The 19765-nt window shown below is 45.2% G+C and carries 25 protein-coding genes; 12 read left to right on the top strand and 13 right to left on the bottom strand.

Annotation, left to right across the window (positions count from 1 at the left end):
• Nucleotides 1-77: 77 nt before the first annotated feature.
• The 7 genes from ACLWBB_RS17800 (at nucleotide 78) to ACLWBB_RS17770 (ending at nucleotide 5266) form a co-directional block, all read left to right on the top strand.
• Nucleotides 78-1187, top strand: coding sequence for an NADH:flavin oxidoreductase/NADH oxidase (locus tag ACLWBB_RS17800; protein WP_413288910.1), 1110 nt, complete (start codon nucleotides 78-80; stop codon nucleotides 1185-1187).
• Nucleotides 1188-1352: 165 nt separating this feature from the next.
• The gene (locus ACLWBB_RS17795; protein ID WP_413288909.1) at nucleotides 1353-1631 is read left to right on the top strand and encodes an ArsR/SmtB family transcription factor; all 279 of its coding nucleotides are present in this window, start codon (nucleotides 1353-1355) and stop codon (nucleotides 1629-1631) included.
• A 14-nt stretch (nucleotides 1632-1645) separates the two neighbouring features.
• Nucleotides 1646-2440, top strand: coding sequence for a phosphate ABC transporter substrate-binding protein (locus ACLWBB_RS17790; protein ID WP_413288908.1), 795 nt, complete (start codon nucleotides 1646-1648; stop codon nucleotides 2438-2440).
• A 158-nt stretch (nucleotides 2441-2598) separates the two neighbouring features.
• Nucleotides 2599-3273, top strand: coding sequence for a PstC family ABC transporter permease (locus ACLWBB_RS17785; protein ID WP_413288907.1), 675 nt, complete (start codon nucleotides 2599-2601; stop codon nucleotides 3271-3273).
• Nucleotides 3266-4084 (top strand): PstA family ABC transporter permease, encoded by an 819-nt coding sequence (locus ACLWBB_RS17780; protein WP_413288906.1) that lies wholly within the window; start codon nucleotides 3266-3268, stop codon nucleotides 4082-4084. Before ACLWBB_RS17785 ends, ACLWBB_RS17780 begins: the two co-directional genes overlap by 8 nt.
• Nucleotides 4081-4836 carry a phosphate ABC transporter ATP-binding protein gene (locus tag ACLWBB_RS17775; protein WP_413288905.1) on the top strand — a complete coding sequence of 252 codons (756 nt, stop codon included), beginning with the start codon at nucleotides 4081-4083 and terminating at the stop codon, nucleotides 4834-4836. Before ACLWBB_RS17780 ends, ACLWBB_RS17775 begins: the two co-directional genes overlap by 4 nt.
• A 112-nt stretch (nucleotides 4837-4948) precedes the next feature.
• On the top strand, nucleotides 4949-5266 hold the full coding sequence (locus tag ACLWBB_RS17770) for a hypothetical protein (protein WP_413288904.1): 318 nt from the start codon (nucleotides 4949-4951) through the stop codon (nucleotides 5264-5266).
• A 12-nt stretch (nucleotides 5267-5278) separates the two neighbouring features.
• On the opposite strand, the gene ACLWBB_RS17765 is transcribed toward ACLWBB_RS17770, so the two are convergent.
• Entirely contained in the window at nucleotides 5279-5695 is a 417-nt protein-coding gene (locus tag ACLWBB_RS17765) for an SRPBCC family protein (protein ID WP_413288903.1), read from the bottom strand.
• 9 nt (nucleotides 5696-5704) lie between these two features.
• Nucleotides 5705-6112, bottom strand: a complete 408-nt coding sequence (locus ACLWBB_RS17760) for a DoxX family protein (protein ID WP_413288902.1) — start codon at nucleotides 6110-6112, stop codon at nucleotides 5705-5707.
• Between the two features lie 137 nt (nucleotides 6113-6249).
• Here ACLWBB_RS17760 and ACLWBB_RS17755 point away from each other — a divergent pair, with 137 nt between their 5' ends.
• Complete coding sequence (locus ACLWBB_RS17755; protein WP_413288901.1) at nucleotides 6250-6858, top strand: TetR/AcrR family transcriptional regulator; 609 nt, start codon at nucleotides 6250-6252, stop codon at nucleotides 6856-6858.
• Nucleotides 6859-6917: 59 nt separating this feature from the next.
• On the opposite strand, the gene ACLWBB_RS17750 is transcribed toward ACLWBB_RS17755, so the two are convergent.
• Both ACLWBB_RS17750 and ACLWBB_RS17745 read right to left on the bottom strand, forming a co-directional pair.
• A complete protein-coding gene (locus ACLWBB_RS17750; protein WP_413288900.1) occupies nucleotides 6918-7214 on the bottom strand; it encodes a hypothetical protein in 297 nt (98 codons plus the stop codon).
• Nucleotides 7215-7295: 81 nt separating this feature from the next.
• Entirely contained in the window at nucleotides 7296-7709 is a 414-nt protein-coding gene (locus tag ACLWBB_RS17745) for an NUDIX domain-containing protein (RefSeq protein WP_413288899.1), read from the bottom strand.
• A 173-nt stretch (nucleotides 7710-7882) separates the two neighbouring features.
• On the opposite strand from ACLWBB_RS17745, the gene ACLWBB_RS17740 reads away from it, so the two are divergent.
• The gene (locus ACLWBB_RS17740) at nucleotides 7883-8275 is read left to right on the top strand and encodes a hypothetical protein (protein ID WP_413288898.1); all 393 of its coding nucleotides are present in this window, start codon (nucleotides 7883-7885) and stop codon (nucleotides 8273-8275) included.
• Here the strand turns inward: ACLWBB_RS17740 and ACLWBB_RS17735 are convergent.
• A complete protein-coding gene (locus ACLWBB_RS17735) occupies nucleotides 8272-9375 on the bottom strand; it encodes a CpaF family protein (protein WP_413288897.1) in 1104 nt (367 codons plus the stop codon). The genes ACLWBB_RS17740 and ACLWBB_RS17735 overlap by 4 nt on opposite strands.
• The gene (locus tag ACLWBB_RS17730) at nucleotides 9368-10675 is read right to left on the bottom strand and encodes a pilus assembly protein (protein WP_413288896.1); all 1308 of its coding nucleotides are present in this window, start codon (nucleotides 10673-10675) and stop codon (nucleotides 9368-9370) included. Before ACLWBB_RS17730 ends, ACLWBB_RS17735 begins: the two co-directional genes overlap by 8 nt.
• 196 nt (nucleotides 10676-10871) lie before the next feature.
• On the opposite strand from ACLWBB_RS17730, the gene ACLWBB_RS17725 reads away from it, so the two are divergent.
• Nucleotides 10872-11765, top strand: a complete 894-nt coding sequence (locus ACLWBB_RS17725; RefSeq protein ID WP_413288895.1) for a type 1 glutamine amidotransferase domain-containing protein — start codon at nucleotides 10872-10874, stop codon at nucleotides 11763-11765.
• On the opposite strand, the gene ACLWBB_RS17720 is transcribed toward ACLWBB_RS17725, so the two are convergent.
• Entirely contained in the window at nucleotides 11746-12849 is a 1104-nt protein-coding gene (locus ACLWBB_RS17720; protein ID WP_413288894.1) for a response regulator, read from the bottom strand. The two genes, ACLWBB_RS17725 and ACLWBB_RS17720, sit on opposite strands and share 20 nt — an antisense overlap.
• 224 nt (nucleotides 12850-13073) lie before the next feature.
• Between ACLWBB_RS17720 and ACLWBB_RS17715 the strand changes: the two genes are divergently transcribed.
• Together ACLWBB_RS17715 and ACLWBB_RS17710 are read left to right on the top strand one after the other, a co-directional pair.
• Complete coding sequence (locus ACLWBB_RS17715; protein ID WP_413288893.1) at nucleotides 13074-15134, top strand: hypothetical protein; 2061 nt, start codon at nucleotides 13074-13076, stop codon at nucleotides 15132-15134.
• A 54-nt stretch (nucleotides 15135-15188) separates the two neighbouring features.
• Entirely contained in the window at nucleotides 15189-16442 is a 1254-nt protein-coding gene (locus tag ACLWBB_RS17710; protein WP_413288892.1) for an amidohydrolase, read from the top strand.
• Here ACLWBB_RS17710 and ACLWBB_RS17705 read toward each other — a convergent pair.
• The 6 genes from ACLWBB_RS17705 to ACLWBB_RS17680 form a co-directional block, all read right to left on the bottom strand.
• A complete protein-coding gene (locus ACLWBB_RS17705) occupies nucleotides 16439-17305 on the bottom strand; it encodes a hypothetical protein (protein ID WP_413288891.1) in 867 nt (288 codons plus the stop codon). The two genes, ACLWBB_RS17710 and ACLWBB_RS17705, sit on opposite strands and share 4 nt — an antisense overlap.
• A 5-nt stretch (nucleotides 17306-17310) precedes the next feature.
• On the bottom strand, nucleotides 17311-17808 hold the full coding sequence (locus ACLWBB_RS17700) for a hypothetical protein (protein ID WP_413288890.1): 498 nt from the start codon (nucleotides 17806-17808) through the stop codon (nucleotides 17311-17313).
• A 54-nt stretch (nucleotides 17809-17862) separates the two neighbouring features.
• A complete protein-coding gene (locus ACLWBB_RS17695; protein WP_413288889.1) occupies nucleotides 17863-18600 on the bottom strand; it encodes a hypothetical protein in 738 nt (245 codons plus the stop codon).
• Between the two features lies 1 nt (nucleotide 18601).
• Nucleotides 18602-18964, bottom strand: a complete 363-nt coding sequence (locus tag ACLWBB_RS17690; RefSeq protein ID WP_413288888.1) for a hypothetical protein — start codon at nucleotides 18962-18964, stop codon at nucleotides 18602-18604.
• Nucleotides 18948-19205 (bottom strand): Flp family type IVb pilin, encoded by a 258-nt coding sequence (locus ACLWBB_RS17685; protein ID WP_413288887.1) that lies wholly within the window; start codon nucleotides 19203-19205, stop codon nucleotides 18948-18950. The genes ACLWBB_RS17690 and ACLWBB_RS17685 overlap by 17 nt, the downstream gene beginning before the upstream one ends.
• Nucleotides 19206-19330: 125 nt before the next feature.
• A complete protein-coding gene (locus tag ACLWBB_RS17680) occupies nucleotides 19331-19615 on the bottom strand; it encodes a hypothetical protein (RefSeq protein WP_413288886.1) in 285 nt (94 codons plus the stop codon).
• Between the last annotated feature and the right edge of the window lie 150 nt (nucleotides 19616-19765).

Below are 19765 nucleotides of genomic sequence, written 5' to 3'. Positions count from 1 at the left end.
GCTGAGTGACCCTTTACTCTCGAAAAGGCCTTTGTTAGTTTGTAGAAACACTACAGCAATCTGACAAAGGCTTTTTTATGTCTGAACTCGAACATCCAGTCCACACACCTCTGACCACTCATACTACAAAACTGTTCGCGTCTTTGCGTTTGCGAGATTTGCAGATCAAAAACCGCATTTTTATGTCTCCGATGTGCCAGTACTCAGCTCGTGAAGGCGTGCCTAACAATTGGCATCTTGTTCATCTTGGCAGTCGTGCCGTGGGTGGTGCAGGCCTTGTTATGGTGGAAGCAACTGCTGTAAAAGCGATCGGCAGAATTTCACCAGGTGATCTTGGAATTTGGAATGATGAGCAAATGCAGGCTTATAAGCCCATCACGAGTTTCTTGAAAGAACACGGTGCGGTTTCTGCAATTCAGTTGGCTCATGCTGGCAGAAAAGCTTCGACAGCGGCCCCTTGGAAAGGGGGCAAGGTCGTAGAGATCAAGCATGGTGGATGGATTCCAGAAGGACCAAGTCCAGTCGCATTCTCTGATAAATATGTTGTGCCTCACGAGATGACCAAAGCTGAAATCGAATCGACCGTTGATGACTTTGTTGCTGCTGCAAAACGAAGTTTAGAAGCAGGCTTTGAAGTCGTTGAGCTGCATATGGCTCATGGTTATTTGATGCACGAGTTTTTGTCGCCACTTTCGAATCAGCGCCAAGATGAGTTCGGTGGCACCTTAGAAAACAGAATGCGTTTTCCTCTGATGGTTGCAGAAGCCGTTAGAAAAATGTGGCCGCAAAAGTGGCCGGTCTTTGTCAGAATCTCGGCGACAGATTGGGTGGATGGTGGCTGGGACTTAAGCGAAAGCATCGAGTTCGTCAGAAAACTCAAAGCTCTTGGCATTGATTTCATTGATTGCTCTTCGGGTGGTGCTGCACCCTACGCGAAAATTCCGACGGGTCCAGGTTATCAAGTGGCCTTTGCCGCTGAAATTCGTGAAAGTGTGCAAATTGCGACCGGCGCCGTTGGTATGATCACAGACGGTCATCAAGCCGAAAAAATTCTGCAAGAGGGCCATGCTGATGCCATTCTTCTTGGCCGTGAACTTTTGCGGGATCCTTATTTCCCTCTGAACGCAGCTCGTGCCCTGGGGGTTGATATCTCTTGGCCCGCGCAATATCAGAGGGGCAAGCCTTAAGATTCGCGTCATCAGACCGGGACAGTAAAGCCTAAAGACTTCATTCTCTATTGGCAAAAGTTTGTTTTACGAGAATATCATGAACATATCAATTTCCATTGATATGTTCATGGGGCCACGTAATACTTTTGGGGACCCCGTACAAACTTTTGAAATGAGTGGTGCATGGATCCCTGTTCAGAAAAGTTAAAAATTCTTTCAAATCCCCAAAGATTAAAAATTCTCGAGATCATAGCCAAAGACAAACTCAATGTCTCTGAGATCAACGAGAAAATAGATATTCCGCAAAATCTGCTCTCTTACCACCTCAAGGTTCTTGAGGAAAATGAGTTTATTGAGGGCGTGCGCGCGGGAAAACATATTATTTATCAAAAGACCGCGAATCTTTCTAGCCAAGGCAACAAGCTCAGCATCAACCTGAAATGCTGTGAATTAAAGTTTTAACAACGGGGTTAAGAATGAAACTGGCTTTTCTTCTATCTTTGTTCGTTTCCCAAGCTCTCTATGCAGCTGACAAATCAATCACGCTTACTGGATCAAGCACCATCGCGCCTTTGATTATGGAAATGGGCAAACGTTTTGAAAAATCTCATCCTGGCGTCAAGGTCGACGTCCAAACGGGTGGTTCTTCAAGAGGAGTCAAAGATACCAGAGAAGGAACGGCGGATATTGGCATGGTTTCTCGATCGACGAATCCAGATGAGCCAGAACTCAAAGTCTTCACATTAGCAAAAGACGGCGTGAGTATCATTCTTCATAAAGACAACAAAGTTCAGGTCTTAAGTTCTGAGCAAATTATCAAAATATATAAAGGTGAAATCAAAAACTGGAAAGACGTTGGCGGGAAAGACGCTCCGATCACAGTTGTGAACAAAGCAGAGGGCCGTTCTACTTTGGAACTTTTCATGCACTACTTTAAAGTCAAAAACTCAGAGATTAAAGCAAGTGTCGTGATTGGAGATAACGCTCAAGGAATCAAAACGGTTGCGGGCAACCCAAACTCTATTGGTTACGTTTCTATTGGCTCTGCAGAAGCGGCGATTCAGGATAAAACACCCATCAAACTTCTACCTATGAATGGAATCGCAGCGACAACAGAGGCGGTTAAAAAAGGAACATTCCCAATTTCTCGTCCCTTGAATCTTGTGACCAAGTCAGATCCAAATGGAATGATTAAAGAATTTATCGAGTTCGCAACTTCCAACAAAGTGAATGATTTGGTGTTGGAGCAGTTCTTTGTCACCATTCATTAGGATTTATGTTTAAACCCGTCGGATACCTTTTTGCCTTTATTGGCTTCATGCTTCCCTTTATCATTGTTTTCTTTTTATTTAAGGAAAGCTATGCGGCCATTTCCCATTATGGGCTACAGAAGTTTCTTTTTGATCCCTCCTGGTATCCGAATGAAGACATGGTAGGACTTTTATCTCAGATCAAGGGAAGTATTGCAGTTTCAGTGCTTTCCGTTATTTTGGCAGTGCCGTCGGCGATTTCTTTTGTCTTTCTAAATGAATTCATGATTCCCCAAAAAGCTGGTTTCGTTATTGATCTTATGATCGATACAGTGGCAGGAATTCCATCAGTTATTTTTGGATTATGGGGGCTCGTAAAGATCGTCCCTTACTTTGCCCAGACTCATCCACCGGGAACTTCCCTTTTGGTAGGAGCTATCATTCTGGCGATGATGATTTTCCCAGGTTTAGTAATTGGAATCCGAGGACTTCTACAAACCTTCGGTCAGCATTACTCCTTAGCGGCTTCCAGTTTAAATCTATCCTCTTATTCCTATTTTTTTAAAGTGTTTATGAATTCCAGTCTCAAGGGGCTAGCCGGTGTGATTATTCTTCAGTTCGGACGCTCGTTAGGGGAAACCATGGCCGTTTTGATGGTCACTGGGAATGTGGCTCAAGATCCTGAGTCTTTGTTTTCTCCGATTCGTACCCTGACCAGTAATATCGCCCTTGAGATGGCTTATGCTACTGGCGGGCATCGCTCTAGTCTTTTTATGAGCGGCTTAATCCTTGCGTGTGTGCTTTTACTTTTTAGCTTGCTGGTTTTGGCTCTCAGAAAAGAGTCCCATGAGTAAAAAAATTCTGGTCGCTTTAGTTTCAATTCCGGTGATTGTGCTTTTTGGAATGATGATTTCAAATATTATTCTTGGAGGACATGAGGGCCTAAGTTGGGATTACTTCGTTACTGAAGTGGCACGTTCAGGAAAAAGTGGTGGGATCGGACCGGTTCTTGTAAGTACGATTATTGTCGTACTCATGACGCTGTTGATTTCAACACCGTTTTCTTTTTGTTGCGCGGTTTTTCTGAGCCTTGTTGTTTCTAAAAATCGTTTTATTTTGGGCTTTTCTGAAATTTCACTAAGCCTTCTCAGCGGTCTTCCTTCCATCGTGTTTGGGCTTTTTGGAAGTGCTTTGTTTGGACAAACCTTGGGGCTGGGATATTCACTTTTGTCAGGGGCCCTGACTTTGTCGTGCATGGTACTGCCTTTTTACACGAAAATTCTGTACGACAATTTCAAAATTCTGCCGCGTGAATACCTACTTTCTGCGAAGGCGTTGGATTTGTCTTTGTTTCAGACTTCAAAAAACGTTTTGATCCCCATGAATCTATACGCGATTGCGGCAGGTGCGATTTTTTCTATGAGTCGCGCTCTTGGAGAAACGGCGGCTTTGGTTTTTACCAGCGGTTATGTGGATCGCTATCCTCACTCAATTTTTGATTCTGGCCGGACACTGTCGATTCATATTTATGACCTGGCTTTGAATGTTCCTGCGGGGGATCAGGCTGCAATGAAGGCCTCTTTCGTGTTTTTATTACTCTCTTTGTCCATTAACTTTCTCTTTAGTGTAGTTCTGAAAAAGACGCTGCAGCGGGGGACTCGATGATTCAGGTAAAAGACTACTCTTTGTCTTTCGGAAAAAAGAAAATCCTGCAAGGGATCAACTATAGTCTGAAGACAGGTATAACAGCGATTGTCGGCCCTTCCGGCAGTGGTAAGTCCAGCTTCGTTCTAAGTTTGAATAGACTGACGGATCTCTACACGGACCCTAGCTACGCTGGCGAGATTTTCTTTGAAAAAGAAAACATCCTTTTTCAAAAAAGAAATTTGGGAAAGATCCGCCATGCGATCGGCACAGTTTTTCAAAAGCCAACGCCATTCCCTGTTTCAATTTACAAAAACCTAGAGCTTTCTTTAATGGAAGTGAAGACGGTCCCGAAACAGGAATATGCGAAGAAAATTGAAGAGGTTTTGAAGAAGGTTTCCTTGTGGGATGAGGTAAAAGACGATCTTCAAAAAAGTGCACTTAGATTATCTGGTGGGCAACAGCAGAAGCTTTGCATTGCTCGTACACTCTTGTTGAATCCGAAAGTCTTGATCTTAGATGAGCCTTGCAGTTCCTTGGATCCCATTTCGACTTTGCAAATTGAAGAGCTTCTTAAAAAAATTGCTCTCGAGACCCCGGTGATTATTGTCACGCACAACTTAAAACAAGCCAAACGCATCTCTGAACATTTGGTTGTCTTTGGTATTGACGAGGGAATTGGTAAAATTATTGAAGAGGGACGTAGTGAGGATATCTTCCACACGCCTCAGAATAGCTTTACCAAAACTTACTTAGAATACGAAGCCTTCTAAGGACACGTGCGGCAGTTTTGCCGCGCTTTAGGTGGTTCCATCACAGAAATGTCTAGTCATCTTCTTTTGCCCCTATTAGCGTTAGTTCGTAAAAAATATGAAGGGGGTTCTCATGAAGAAAACAGCATTGATTTTGGCGCTAGCATTCACAAGCAACGCCATGGCATCTGAGGCAAACTGCCTTGTAAAAATAGAGTCCACAATTAAGTCTGCAGCAAAGCTCATGGGTTTTGTCGGAGACTTTCAAACAGAGCTGTCAGAAGGACAGCCGGCGGGCACGGATGTGTTTGGCAATCACCTTACGAAATATACGGCGTCGACTTTTTTCATCGATGAGGGATACATTTCGGGCTCTGGCGGCTCCGTGGTGGTTAGGCCCGACGGAGACACCTGTGAAGTGATCAAACTAAACGTATCTATCGGGCTCTAGGCCCGAGAACGGTTAGATTTTTTCAGCGTAATTCTTGAAGTTGTTAAGGATGGCTTGCCAGCCACCTCTTTGCATCTCTTCGGAATTTTCTTTTTCAGCGTCAAACACCGTCGTGACGAGGGTTTTTCCGCCCTTGTCTTCGAAGGTTGTCGTGGCTTTGCGACCATCACTCATCGTGTAGGTCAGCTTCTTGTGCTCGATGACCTCGTCGTAGATAGCTTCAAAGTCAAAACCAAAACTTCCGTCTTTGGCTTCCATGCGGGCTGAATATTTGCCGCCCACTTTTAAGTCATTCGAAGCGCTTGGGCATTGCCAATCGTCGATGGCAAAGTTCCATTTTGTGATGTGTTCAGGCTTTGTCCAAGCCTTCCAAACTTTTTGAGGATCTGCTGCGATTGTTGCTTCGATTTTAATTTTTGAAAAGCTCATGCTGTCCTCCTAGCGACAGTTGCTGCAAACAAGGTTTTTAACTCTGGCGTCTCTAAGGTAAAGGCCAAGCCAAATAAAGACTGCGACGTAAATAGGGAAGAGCGTATGTGTAAATAGGGGATTGCTCACGCGCACATGGCTGGCAACGGCGCCACCCAAATATCCAGTCAGCAAAATAGCGCCAATCACGGAAGTGCGAGGGATAATATAGAGAATAGTGCAGATTAACAAAATAGTTCCAACGGTCGGCATGAGTTCGATCGGCCATTGAAGGGCCGCGCCAGCTTCCAATGCTTCGGGTGGTAGTTTATCCATAAAGAATTTCATGATGCCATCAAACAGCAAAAACAATACAGCCAATCCGCTGAGGACTCGGCCAATCCAAATAGATCTTTTAGAAATTTCATTTTGATTCATAGGTGACTCCTTATGCCTGTTCTTTGAACTTAATATTACATATCACATGATATGTTGTAAATAGGGAATTTAAGGTGTTTTAGCTAAACTAGCCTAAATATCTGGATTTATTATATATCGGATGATATGTTATTTTTATGCCTAAGACTAGAACCCGAAATCCCGAAAAGACACGAGCCCACATTTTAAATGCGGCTTTCCTCGAGATTTATCGTCGTGGTTATAACGGCGTGGGCGTTCGTGAACTTGCGTCTAAGGCAGGCGTCACAATCGGTGCTTTTTTTCACTATTTTCCAACTAAGAATCATGTGGCTCATGCGATTATCGAAGAAATCATTCGCACGGGCATTCAAGATCGATGGATCAAACCATTGGCAGCATACAAGAATCCACTACAGGGTATTCTGAAATGTTTTAAAAATACCTTTGAGAATTGGCCTGATGAGCTTGTGGCTTTGGGCTGTCCACTAAATAATTTAACTCAAGAGCTTTCGGCCTCTGATGAAACAATCAAAGCGGCGACACAAGCCGTGCTGACAGAGTGGATTAAAAACACAAAACTCCACCTGAAGCGCGCTCAAGAAGATGGTTATTTGCTAAAGAACGTCGACACACAAGAGTTGGCGGAATTCATCGTCACTTTCCAAGAAGGCACTTTCGCCATGGGAAAAGCTATGAATGATCGACGCATCTTTGATTCTATGTACAAGAACTTCAAACGCCACATCGATTCCGTATCGGCATAAATTTGGAGTCTCCATCCAAGAGGACGGAAACTCCTGCATAGTCAATTATCGACAAATGATTATCTAGTGTAAGATTCGCATTGCGGTGGCATCACACACAAGTTGCGTAGTACGGGTTCTTCTGAAGCAGTACAAGAAGATTTAGCCTCAGCAGCGGCTGCAGATCTTGTGGCGCCAGTGCCATTATGAACTCCGCCACGATGATAGCTAAGGTCTATAGAGCAAAACCATTCTTCTTTCGGTGTTGGGTTATCAATAGGTTCGCAAGAATATCTTTGCCCACCAATAGTGGTTTCTAGTGCAAATGCAGAAATGCCGATTTGCATCGTAAGTAAAAATACAGATAGTAGTTTCATTTGTGTCCTCCCTTTATTGAGACGAGGGAGGACTTGCAAAGCGCTTGCCATCCAGAGTGACACCAAGCTTGAAGGGAAATGCTAATTTTTGCCGACGTGTGCCATCATCGCGTGAAATTTATTGCGAGCATCTTCATGCAGCGGAAATGCCAGCGCAGTTGTAGGCTCGATCAAAAGAACTTCCTGAGTTTCATCCGATTTAAAATCAAAGTTCGCTTCAGGGATATCTTTGCACACGCCAAAGATAAGAATGCGATTGGACTGCAGAGAATCTCCGATATGGAAAACTTCCCAGGAAGTGTCGGGGACACGAATCCCGGTCTCTTCGAAAAGCTCGCGAGTGAGTGCCTGATTAAAACTTTCTCCACTATTAATATAGCCACCAGGGAAGGCCACTTGCCCTTTGCGAGGTTCGATTCCTCTTCGAATACCAATGAGTTTGTTTTTATAAGGAACAAGCGCGACTGCGACGGGAACTGGATTTGAAAAAGACATGGGTCCTCCTCTTTGGCCTGATCCTAAGTCCGTGTTCATTGTAATGTCAGCAAAAAATCCTAAGCGTTAGTCCAGTTTTCGGTGCTGTGTCTCAAGTTTGAACGTTTCAAGCCGATACGAAGTTATGAACTAGGAAGGTTCATGAAACCAGGATCTCCACATGGAGGTGTGAGATGGAAAAAATCAGCCGTATTCTTCCGCCCAGCAGACGGGTCGTAGCGACAGACACTGAGAGTTCTCAGCCTGTGCGTCCCGGCGCTCCGGAATTTGGCAGGCCGATGCAAAAACCTCTAGATGTTCAAGACCGACTGAACTTCAGTTCGTTGGCGGCTTCTCGCCCCACAGAACAAGCGCCAGTCACTTATAAGAACACAAAAGAGGGAGCTCGCGCCCGCGCGGTCGAAGATCTAGCCGAAAAATTCTTTAACCCACGCAGTGTAGCTAAAGAAGGCGAAGGTCCTCAGTCTGAAGAGATTTTGAAAAGAATGGAACAAAACCAAGCTTTCTCAAAAGTCACTCCAGTCAAAGGTGAATTGATCCCTAAAGAGATCAAGGACGTCGACTAGTTCAGTCTTTCAACTAAAAAGCCATTTTCTTCCAAGGAGCATATTTTATATGTTCCTTGGAATTTTCTTTTTCCCTCGGAAGTTTTTTCGACAACTAAAATATAATCCAAACTCAGATGAATCAGTCGCCGCACGGCCTGAAGATTCCACTGAGGGGCGCCCATTTGAATTAACATTTCTAAACGTATTAAAGCTTGTCGGGGGTCACTGGCGTGAAGAGTGCCAAAGCTGCCACCATGACCGGTCGCCAACGCCATCAACAGATCTTTTGCTTCAGCACCGCGAATTTCTCCCATCACAATGCGATCGGGCCGTAACCTCAGCGAATGACGAAGCAAATCACTTTGCGTAACGGGCTTTAAAATCCCTTGCGGGTCTTCTCGTGTAACCATCTTCATGCAAGAAGGGTTGGGAAGGGCGATCTCTGGAATGTCCTCGATAATGATAGCCCGTTCATTGGAGGGGATGGTGTTCAGAAGGGCATTAATTAAAGAAGTCTTCCCGGAACCCGTGTTCCCTACAATCAAAAAGTTCTTTCGCGAATGAACGAGGCTACGTAAAAACTCAATATCCTTTTCGCCAGCCCAGTCTTGGCTCTGCAACTTTTCAAGCGTCCAAGGGTTTTTAGGATGGCGGCGTAAAGACACGTGGTGATGATTGCGTGTCAGCTCTTGACGAACAAAGGTCAGGCGGAAATCTTTGAAATTTCCAGTTGTCGCTGGAACCTCTACGGTACTTTGGCAATGAGCTTGCTCACAAATCCGGTGAAGGCAATTGACGTAACTGGATTCCGACAAAAATCGATCATGATAAGGATGCAACTTGCCGTTTCGTTCATACCAAATGGAGTCCGGGCCGTTGACAAGAATCTCTGAAACGTCGTTTTCGTCCATAAGAAGATCTAACGGGCCAAAAGAAAAGTACTCAGCCCGAATACGATTTTGCACCTCGACAGATTCAGAAGATAGAATGCCTTCAAGAGTCTGGCGAAACTTTTCTGCATTTTGTGTACGCCAAAAATCTTCGTGAGCGTAGCCTCGATCCGACATCTCACGAAGTTTATCTTGGGTTTTGCTGAAAGCATCTGCGAAATTAGTCACGAGAAATATCTCCTAAATGTCTAGCTTGTGAGCCCACGGGAACATTTTCTCTCATGATCGAGGGGCGAACTAAGATGACTAATTCAGTGCGGTTCTCCTTAAAATCACGACTTGAAAACAAAGCTCCCAAAACCGGAATACGGCTGAGTGCTGGTAAACCTTCGACGGACTTACCCTCTTCATTTTTGATAAGGCCCGAAAGAGCAATGGTCTGAGATTGGCTGAGATCAAAGTGGCTTGAAATTCTGTTGGTGAGTAGTCCCGGGATGCCTTCCACGGTGCGACTTGGATCAATCGTTGAAACTTCGGTTTCAAGAGCAATGCTCATGCGCCCCGAAGAATCTGCCTTAGGACGCACCTTCAAAACAATCCCGTACTTCTTCCAAACAACGTCCTGCGTTTTGTAGTTGGCGATTTTAATAGGAAACTCGCCACCGGCTAAGAACTCGGCCTCTTTGCCGCTTCGGCACAATAGATTGGGGCTTGCTAGAATCTTTCCATGACCTTGCTGTTCCAAGGCCTGAGCATTTAGTAGTAAATCCTCAAACTGTTTTTCTCCGGTTGAAAGAATGCGGGCGGCATAGCTTGATGGCCATTGAATTCCATAACGAAGAGCAAAGTCGCGACGAACTTCTGCAACGGTGATTTCAACTTTTACAACGGGTTCTATATTCAGGGCCTGCGCGTCTTTTTCAAGAAGAACACCGAAAGGGCCTAAGATATTTTCATATTTAGAAAAAGCTGCGGCGTCTACAGACAGACGGGCATGCAAAGTCTGCGCAAAATGCACAGGAACCGGAGCTAAACCTTCTTTTGCAAACTCGTCCTGCCAGAGGGCTTGGGCTTTTGTTCGTAGTCCCGCAGGAATTTCTGCAGCCATGGCGTACGAGACACCGCTTTGCTCACTGATTTTTGCCAAAAGCAACCAATCCTCCCAGCGATAGAGTTTTCCCGAAATCGTGACTTGATGGTTTTTGACTTTAAGACGAAGTCCCAATGTTTTTCGCAATTCTTTTTCAAAGGTTGTAAGTAAAACCTTTTTAAGAGGCTGAATGACTTGAACTTGGAAGTTTTTCTCTCCGACTTGCACATTAGTGCTACCTTCACCGATGGCACTTAAAACCACATAGGCCCCGCGAGAAGCAATGTTCAAAATTTTGCGGTTTTGTACCCAAAGACGATTGTTAGCTGGCAATGGAAGTTTGTAATCGTCCCCGATCTTTAGAACTAGGGACTCTCCCCATGCGTTGCTTGCTAGTAAAACGAAAACGCCAATAATACCTAAGAACCCACTTTTCATAAACACCTCGAGTTTCGCCTCAGCAAAAATGAGGCTAAGCCAAGAGATTATAAGCCGCAGTTGGCAGGCAGGCTCCGGACAAAACTGTCCGGCAACAGGATGCTTGGAAGGTAAAGTCAAAGCTTCGCGAAGCTTTCGGCATCGTCAACAAAACAAGTATTGGTGATCCTAAAGGTCCTACCAAAGGAGTTTCCCAATGAAGTCCAAATTTGTCTTCAGAGTTCTTTTCAGTTTCGTCGTCTGTTCTTTTGCTCAAGCAGAAATTCGCAACACTTTGATAACTCCGCGGGGCAAAGCCTTGATCATTCTTTCGAGCCAAGCACAACTTGGCAGCAGCGAACATAAAACCGGTGTTTGGCTTCCGGATGCGACTCATCCTTATTTTGCTCTTTTGAATGCGGGGTTTGAAACGGATTTTGCCAGTCCTAAAGGAGGCGCCGTTCCCATCGAGTTGAGAAGTGATCCAAGAAACATGAATGCGATGAATGCAGACGACGCGATTACTTTAGGCTTTGTTTCCAATCCGCGCACTTTGGAAAAATTGAATAACACTCTTAAGCTTTCAGATGTCCAAGCAAAGAACTATAGCACGGTAATTTTTGTTGGAGGATTGGCGGCGATGTATGACCTACCCAACGATCCTGATTTGCCTCGTCTATTTAAGGAATTTTGGACGCAAAATAAAATCGTTGGCGCCATTGGATATGGAACCTACGCGCTCCTGAAAATGAAAACCCCGAGTGGTCGTGATCTGATACGAGGCGCTGAGATGTCGGCGATTTCAAAAGAAGAAGAACAAAAAATGGCGCAGCTTATGGGCTGGGATGTAGCTTTGTTAGCTCCGAAAGGATTCTTGCAAGATCTTATCAAAAAGGAAGGGGCTGGCTACAAATCAGGCCCAGCATTTACCTCTTTTGTACATGAAGGCGTCCAAAAGCACTTTATCTCGGCTCAACAATCGTTTTCTGGAATGGAGCTGGGATTAAGAGTTGCAAAGCTCTTAACAGGAAAACCGCTTAAGCCGGTGGTTCCTAAGACTGAAAAGTTTATTAAGCCAAGAAGTGCTAGCTTTAAACAGCCGGTAAATTAAAAGAGACACAAACACCTTCAGCGGTGTTTTCGATTTTCAACTTAGAGTGGTGAAGGTTCAGGATGGACTGACAAATGCTCAGTCCTAGTCCCATTCCGGTTGAATGGTTCATAACGTCTTCATCGATAAAAAACGGTCGAAGAATCTTTTCAATAACAGCGTTCTCGAGCTGAGGCCCTTTGTTGATAACGGAATAAATCACTTGATCGTTTTGCTTTTCTGCTTCGACAAGGATCTCGGTATTGTCCGAACCAAACTTTGCAGCATTGTGAACCAGGCGATTCAGAACTTGGCGAATAAGTTCGCGATCAGCCTGCGCTGAAAGTTCCAAGTTATCTTCTAGCAGAGTTTGGTGTTTGTATTGAAGGACGTTGATAACTTCAGGATTTAGAAGTTTCTCGACGCTTGAAAAATTGACGGTCGTCATAGTCGCTTTGAGCTGATTGGTTTCAGCACGCACGATCAACAACACATCCTCGATGATGCTTCTGAGCTTGTCAGCCCCACGAGAGATTCTATTCACGAAGAGTTTTTGCTCATCATCGAGCTGTGATTCATTCAGAAGGCCAATGAAACTTAAAATCGAAGTCAGCGGAGTTTTTAACTCATGATTGATCAAAATCATGAAATTGCTCTTCGCCTTATCAAGACTCTTCAACTCGTTGAGTGCTTTCGCAAGCTCGATGTTCTTCTTCTTCAGCTCTTTCGAGATATCGAATTTCTGAATCGCTTGGCTGACGGTATTGAGCAAATCAACAGAGTCCCAAGGTTTTGTCAGATATCTGTAAATCTGTCCTTGGTTCACAGCTTGGATCACGGATTCGATATCTGTATAGCCTGTCAGCAGAATGCGAAGCGCTTCCGGATGTGAACGTTGAGTCTTTTCAAGAAACTCTACGCCCGTCATCATCGGCATTCTTTGATCTGAGATAATAAGAGCTACGCCCGGATTTTCGTCCAGGACTCTTAAGCCCTCTGCGCCTGACGTGGCCTTTAGTACTGTGTAGTGTTTTCGAAAGAGCCTTTCGAGTGCCTCCACATTGTCTAGTTCATCATCCACGCAAAGAATTGTATGCTTCGCCATATGAAGATTAGTGTAGGATTTGAAGTTGAGGGACGCAAATTATTTGTATCTCGACTAGTTGTCATGGATGACGACGCAAAAGGATTGTGACTTGTTTTGGGCCGGCACATTGGTCCAGATTCCACAGTCCTTAAACGGAATTGACCAGAAATGAGTCAAGTCCTGATCGGCTCCTGACGATACTGAAACTGAAGAAGTGTTTATCTCTATCAGGAGAGCAAAGTATGAAATTCGGAAAGCGCTTGGCAGTACTGTTGATGTCCTTTGTGACATTGTCTGCGTTGTCTGCGAAAGCTCAATTCATGGCGGGTGGCATCGGCGGAAGCTTCGGTGGCACCGGTATGATCATGGGGCAACAGTCTTGTCCATATAATGTTCGCGGCGGCGAAGGGGCTTCCAGCTATCTTGATGAATACAATGAAATCAAAAAAGCCAAAGCTGAAGAGGAAAGCAAACTCAGAGAGCTTAAGCGTAAGCATCGTCAAGTGGAAAGAGATGTTGAAAAGGCACGTGAAGCCATTGTGAATGTGGTTGACGGTCGTTATTCAGACACTGTGATCTCTCACATGGATAATGCTCGTGACTGTTCTGATTACAACTACGATCGTGTTGAAAGAACAAGATCTAGAGGCACTGTTGAAGAAGACGAAGAAGAAGTAGCACCAGCAGAAAATGCACAATCAAACTTAACGACTATTTCTGGTTTTAGTCCTGCACAATGGGGCCAAGTTTGTATTCAAGGCAAAAGAGGTGGCGTTGACGGTATGGTGTGTTCGTCATCACCATATGCAAGCAGCGAACGTGGTCGTTATACGGCGAATGAGTGTAAACGCTCTTTAGAAACTTATCGTCGTGGTGCTACTGAAAAATCAAATATTGAAGATCAAATCTTACAAACTGAAAATCGCATTGCTCGTTACAAAGAAGATTTGCCAGCAGCTTTGCGTGATGCCAAAGACCGTTACAAAGAAGACAGACAAGCTCAAACTGAAGGTGACATCTGTTTAGATTGTATGGCGAGTGGTAGTGGTTATGTGACTGAAAGATCTTCTTCACCAGACTGGGCGGGTGTCGCTGCCAATGTCGGTGTGGGTCTTCTTGCAACTTACATGGGTTACAAAACCAACAAAATGGTTGCTCAGTATAATTCTGATTTAGGTTGGCCAACTCAAGCTTATCCTGCTTGGGGTTACGGTCTTCCATTCTTAGCAAATGGTATTTACGGAGCCCTTGGCGGTAGTATTGGCGGCGGTGCCTTCGGTTGTGCCGGCGGCGTTGGCGGCGGAGGCTTTGCAAACGGTCCTTATGGTGGCATGGGTCCTTTCGGTATGGGCGGCGGTCTTTATGGCAACGTCGGTATGAATGGTCCATTCGGCTATCCAGGTGGAATGATGGGCAACCCTTACGGTGGCGGTATGTTCAACGGCGGTATGGGACCTTGGGGTCCTAATATGGGCGGTGGATTATACGGCGGTATCGGTGGCGGCTTAGGCGGTCCATTCGGTGGAATGGGCGGCATGGGTGGAATGTATCCAGGTATGGGCGGTATGGGTGGAATGTATCCAGGTATGGGCGGTATGGGTGGCATGTTCCCAGGAATGGGTGGCGGCTTGTACGGTGGTCTCGGTGGCGGACTCGGCGGCATGTTCCCAGGTATGATGGGTGGCATGGGCGGTATGGGCGGCATGATGGGTATGCCTGGTATGATGGGTGGACTTGGTGGCATGGGCGGCATGGGTGGAATGTACCCAGGCATGGGCGGCATGATGGGTATGCCAGGTATGATGGGTGGTATGCCTGGTATGGGCGGCATGGGCGGTATGCCTGGCATGTACGATCCTTACGGAATGATGGGTATGGGCGGTGGCCTTGGCGGTATGCAAATGCAACAAGCTATGATGCAAATGCAGATGCAACAATACCAACTCGCTATGCAACAACAACAGCAACAAATGCAGAATGCAATGGTACGTCAGCAAACAATGGCGGGCTTGCAATCTGAGCTTTACACTTTGATGTACAGAATCCAGCAAGTGCAAATGGGCGTTAATGTTGGCGGTGGTGCTTACCTTGGTGGTGGCATGGTCGGCGGCATTGGTGGAGGTATCGGTATCGGCGGTGGCATCGGTATCGGTGGCGCTGTCCCTGGCGCGATTCCAGCTCCGGGCGGCGGTGGCATGGGATATCCTGGAACTACATATCCAGGTACAACGTACCCTGGAACAATGTATCCAGGCACGAGCGTTCCTGGTGGAAGTGTTGTAATCCCTGCTGGCACTCGTTAATTCTAAATTTATCACTTAATAAAACGAAGGCCCTCTGCTAAAACAGAGGGCCTTATGCTTTTCAAGATTCCTCGTCTTTATGATTCACATGTTCATTGGTTGGGTACCGGGCAGATCGCCGTGGGACTACAGCTATATGATCTTAAAAGCGCCGAGGACATTGCTAACATCCAAGTGGAGCCTCACTACTTCCGTGGTCAATGGCTTGTTGGTTTTGGCTGGGATCAAAGCAAATGGGAAAATCCCGCATTACCAACAAAAGAGATTCTAGATCGCGTTTTTCCAAATCATCCGGTGATGCTGCAAAGAGTGGACGGGCATGCTTCGTGGTTGAACTCCATTGCCCTAGATCAATTAGGATTTGAGTGCTCTCACTCCGGAGTGCTTTTAGAGGAAGAACATTTTAAAGCTTACTCGTCCTTACCAGCACTTTCAGATTTACAAACTCAGCAGGCGCTCAAAAAAGGCATGCAGATTTTTAATCATGCAGGATTCACACATATTCGCGACATGACTTGCGATGAAACTCAGTGGCGTGCAGCGAAGGCTCTGGACGACGCTGGAGAGCTCACTTTGTACGTGCAAGAAAACTTTCTGTGTCAGCACCCTAAAGACATCGAGCGAGTTCTTGAGCTTTTAGAAAAAGCCCGTGCTGAAGAAACCAAACATGTTAAAGCTCAAGGGATTAAAATATTTTTTGATGGAACCTTAGGTTCAAACACAGCATGGCTTTCAAAATGCAGCTGTGCCCCTCATAAATTTTCTTGGAGCAATGAGGATCTAGAAACTTTGTTCAAAAAAACTTGGGCCAAGGGATTTGAAGTTGCCGTTCATACGATCGGCGACGAGGCCGCTCACCAAGTGGTGCTTGCCGCACGTAAAGTGATGGCGACGAATCAGTTCACAGGCTGGTTTAATCTTGAACACGTCGAAGTTTTGCGACCAGAGACGATCTCGATGATGAAGGCTTTGCACGTACGCTGTCACATGCAGCCCTGTCACTGGTTGAGCGATCGCGTGTGGCTCAAAGATAAGTTAGGGGATTTGTACAAGTATGCATTCCCGTGGGGAGCCCTCTCGAAAATGGGGATTCCACTTTATTTCGGAAGTGACACTCCTGTGGCGAGAACGTCTTTCTGGGATAATTACCAAGCTCTTAATGATAGCATTAAAGAGAAAATTCCGGCCCTCAAAGGAGAGATTGAAAGCTTTCACAGCGCTCCTTTGATGAATCTGGCCGAAACTTACACTGTCTTCGAAAATCAAGTTCTGAAAGAAATCGTCTTCGATGGTAAGGCGATTCTTTAAGGCGTCGTGATCACCACAGTTTTGTCACGCAACTGGTAAGCTGCAAAACCAGCAGCGACAATACCAAGGCCCCAAAGCAATGTTTTATGTTCTTTAGCCCATGTCTTAAAGTTCTTTTCTGGGGGCACGCCCGGAACAATGCAACCTTCGTTAAAATAGACTTGGGCCTGTACCAAGACCGAAAAATCTTTGTGGTTTAATTTGTAGTTCTCGCAAGAGCCTTCGATCCACGCTTTCTGAGTAAAGACCTTTTGACCAAGATCCACCATTGAGGATTGAAAGCTATAGTCTTCATACGAATTAGAAATTACTTTCCATTGGTAATTGCCTGGCCAAAGCTTCGCGGGAACCTGCCCTTTGCTAAATACTTTGCCTTCAATGACTACGAGGTCTTCGTCTTTAAGCTTTCTTAAAAAGTTCAAAGAAATGGCTTGAGCTTTTTGCGCACATCCGCGAATGCTTTCTGGATTCTCTAAAAGACTTTCTAACGTAGGATCAAGCAGGGTATAACGGCAAAGCTCTTGAGAGAGTTTGAGTTTCTCTGCAAGTAAAAGCAGTAATTCTCGGTCCGCCGAGTTCAGTTCCAAGTTCTGCCGTAAAAGCTCCCACTCGGTAAGAATTTGTTTGTTAGTGCTATTTTGGAGAGCTCTTTCCGAGAAATCCAAAACTTGAGCATGGGCCTCTGCGCCGCTCTGGGAGATCTTTTCAAGCATCCATTGTGTATAAGTCTGTTGATTCCTCTGCACTGCCATCTTTTGCAGCCCCATGGAATCCGCACCAGGTGCCGAGAAGATGACGGCCTTCGCCGTTGTGACGAAGCTTAAAGAAAGAATGAAAATCGAAGAAAGAATTTTCTGTAACATAAAACTTATTCTCCGTAGTGAATAACAAGCGGTGCTTGCTTCGGTTTTGCAGTTTTTTTCGCGGCGACTTCTTGGGGGTTTTTAAGAGCAGCGAAGAAGGGTCCGTCCATAGTGACAATGCGAGAGCTTTCTTCTTCTTTCACAAGCACTGCGAATTGTTGAGGGTTCAGCGGAGCTCGCAATAGCTTCACGGCAGAGGCGACTTTAAAACCTTTTTTGCCTTTTTCACTAGCGGCATACAGATCAATGACCGAAAAAGACCCTGAAAGGGATGCCAAAGATTCCGCGTTGCTGAGCTCGAGTGGAATCAGCAAGTAACCTGCTGGAATCATGGTATCGACGGAATAGCTATCTGAAGCAGTTTCGCTGGATTTTTCGATATCAGCATCGGGGGACAATAGTTGTATCGCCAATGCAATGATGCCAAGACTAATAAACGCGCCCAGAAGGATCTTATCTTTTGTGAATTTTTGCAGGTAGTTCATATTTTTTAAAACTTTCATTTTGATTTTTCGTAAAGTTAATCAAGACAACAAACAGCATGGTGACAAACATCATTAGAAGAATGCCTTCAACGAGGATTTGACCTTTTTCAACTTGGCGATCCATTCGTCGTTTTGTGAATAAAGTGAAGTAGCGCATGATCTTTGAAACCTCCCGTGAAAGTTAAAAAATTTTCGAGCCCAAGAAACAGTGGATAGTTCTAAATTCCAGCTTTGGCTCCAGGACTGAGCCTCTTCGAAATTAGGCGCAAGCTCATATACTGGTGCTACATCTAGAAAATCAGGGAGAACCGCTAAAGTCGGAATTTGCGAGTGAGCCACTTGCAAACTTCCCTGCAACCAAGAATTTAACGCGCGAGTTTCCCGAGACCATTCATACTGCAGTTGACTGCGAAGTTGAGAACCACCGGTACTCAGGGTTGTATTTGCCCCGGTAATCAATGTGTTTTGTTGAATTGCTAGAGCCTGCCTTTGCATTTGTACTTTGAGTAAATATGCCTCGGCTGCAGCAATGGCGATGGGATTGGCACTTTCAATAGCCATCGCCAGAGATTTTTCTGCGCGGGCTTGTGCTAAACGAAGACGCTGAGCTTTCGGATTTAGTTTTAGAAGTTTTGCAAGGCTTCGACCCACGCGGTTTTGAGTTTCTAGCTGGCGCGCACGACAGAGATTGAGCGTTCCCAAGTCGCGAGTAAGAAATGCAAAGCTCGTAAATACAAAGAGTCCCGCGGCCAGCGCCAAGGGCATTAGGGAAATCAACAATAAGACGCCGAAGCCGCGGGAAGAGTTCATATTAATAAATCTCGAGTTCTTTCTTAAAAGTCAGAGTGCGCTTCATTGGCATTGCGACCACCAAGCGCGCTCTTTGTTTGCGAAAAACAACGGAGCTTTCGAGTGTCAGCACTTTAGCTGCCACCAAAAAAGGAGCTGATTTTTTATAGAAATCTTTTTTGCAGTCCGTAGCCCCTTGGGTTTTTTGACAAATCAAATACTCATGCAACATGTAGTTCATACCCACATGAACCACACTGAAATAGATCCCGGCCCCCAGTGCGGTGACAGCCGCGATGACTGTGACAGACAAGGCCAGAGCTTCGATAGTGCCCTGACCTTGTTTGTTGGTAAAAATGCGGAACCATTTATTTTTTTGAATCACCGGAAGTGGCTCCCTCAAGAAAGTTGCTGAGATCTTTCTTCGAGTACATTTTGGAATCTAACTTCTCGGCTTTAAGTTGGTTGTCATCGCCGCTGCCAAGCGCTTTTGCGATATTTGCGAATTGAACGGACACGTTTTTACCAACAACACGAACGATAGACATCGTGCCAACGGCAACAATAGCTACGATAATTAGGTATTCAATCAGGCTTTGACCTTTTCTGTTTTTGAGCTTTTTCATAGGCTTTCCTCCATGAGCTGGCTGGAAAGCAAAAAGAAGTCCACGACGGAGGATGTGTTAAGCGCAGGGCAAAAAAAAAGGATCCGGGTCGCGGATCCTTGGACGGATATTCTAGACTAAATAGACTATTTTTTCTTAGGCTTTGTCTTTACAGCTTTTGCAGCAGCTTCGGCTTCTTTCGCAGCAGCCTTAGCTTCTTTTGCAGCTGTTTGTTTTTTCGTCTTACGAGCAATAATGATTTGATCTAGAATCTCGTAAGATTCTTTCTGCAAATCATTTTCGAAAACGAAGCGGTAAAAACCCTCGATTTCAGGACTTTGACGGAACTTTTTCAGAGATGTGGGAATGCTGTCAGATTGAACAAAGTCGATGGAGCTTCCGTCTTTTGAAAGTTTAACTTTTTCAGCCATTTTAAATTCCCCCATGGTTTCAAGAATTTGTACAATAATCTAGCTCGTGCCTAGGGTCAAGGCGACGGGTGAACCGCGCCCATGCTCGTTGTCACAGCAAAAATTTAAAGATAAATCATTGAATTTCTTGATGAAATAGAACAAATTGAG

Origin of the sequence: Bdellovibrio sp. HCB337, from assembly GCF_047302465.1 — a bacterium.
Lineage (GTDB): Bacteria > Bdellovibrionota > Bdellovibrionia > Bdellovibrionales > Bdellovibrionaceae > JACMRP01.
The sequence above is the reverse complement of the archived record's forward strand: the minus strand, read 5'-3'. Positions and strand labels throughout refer to the sequence as shown.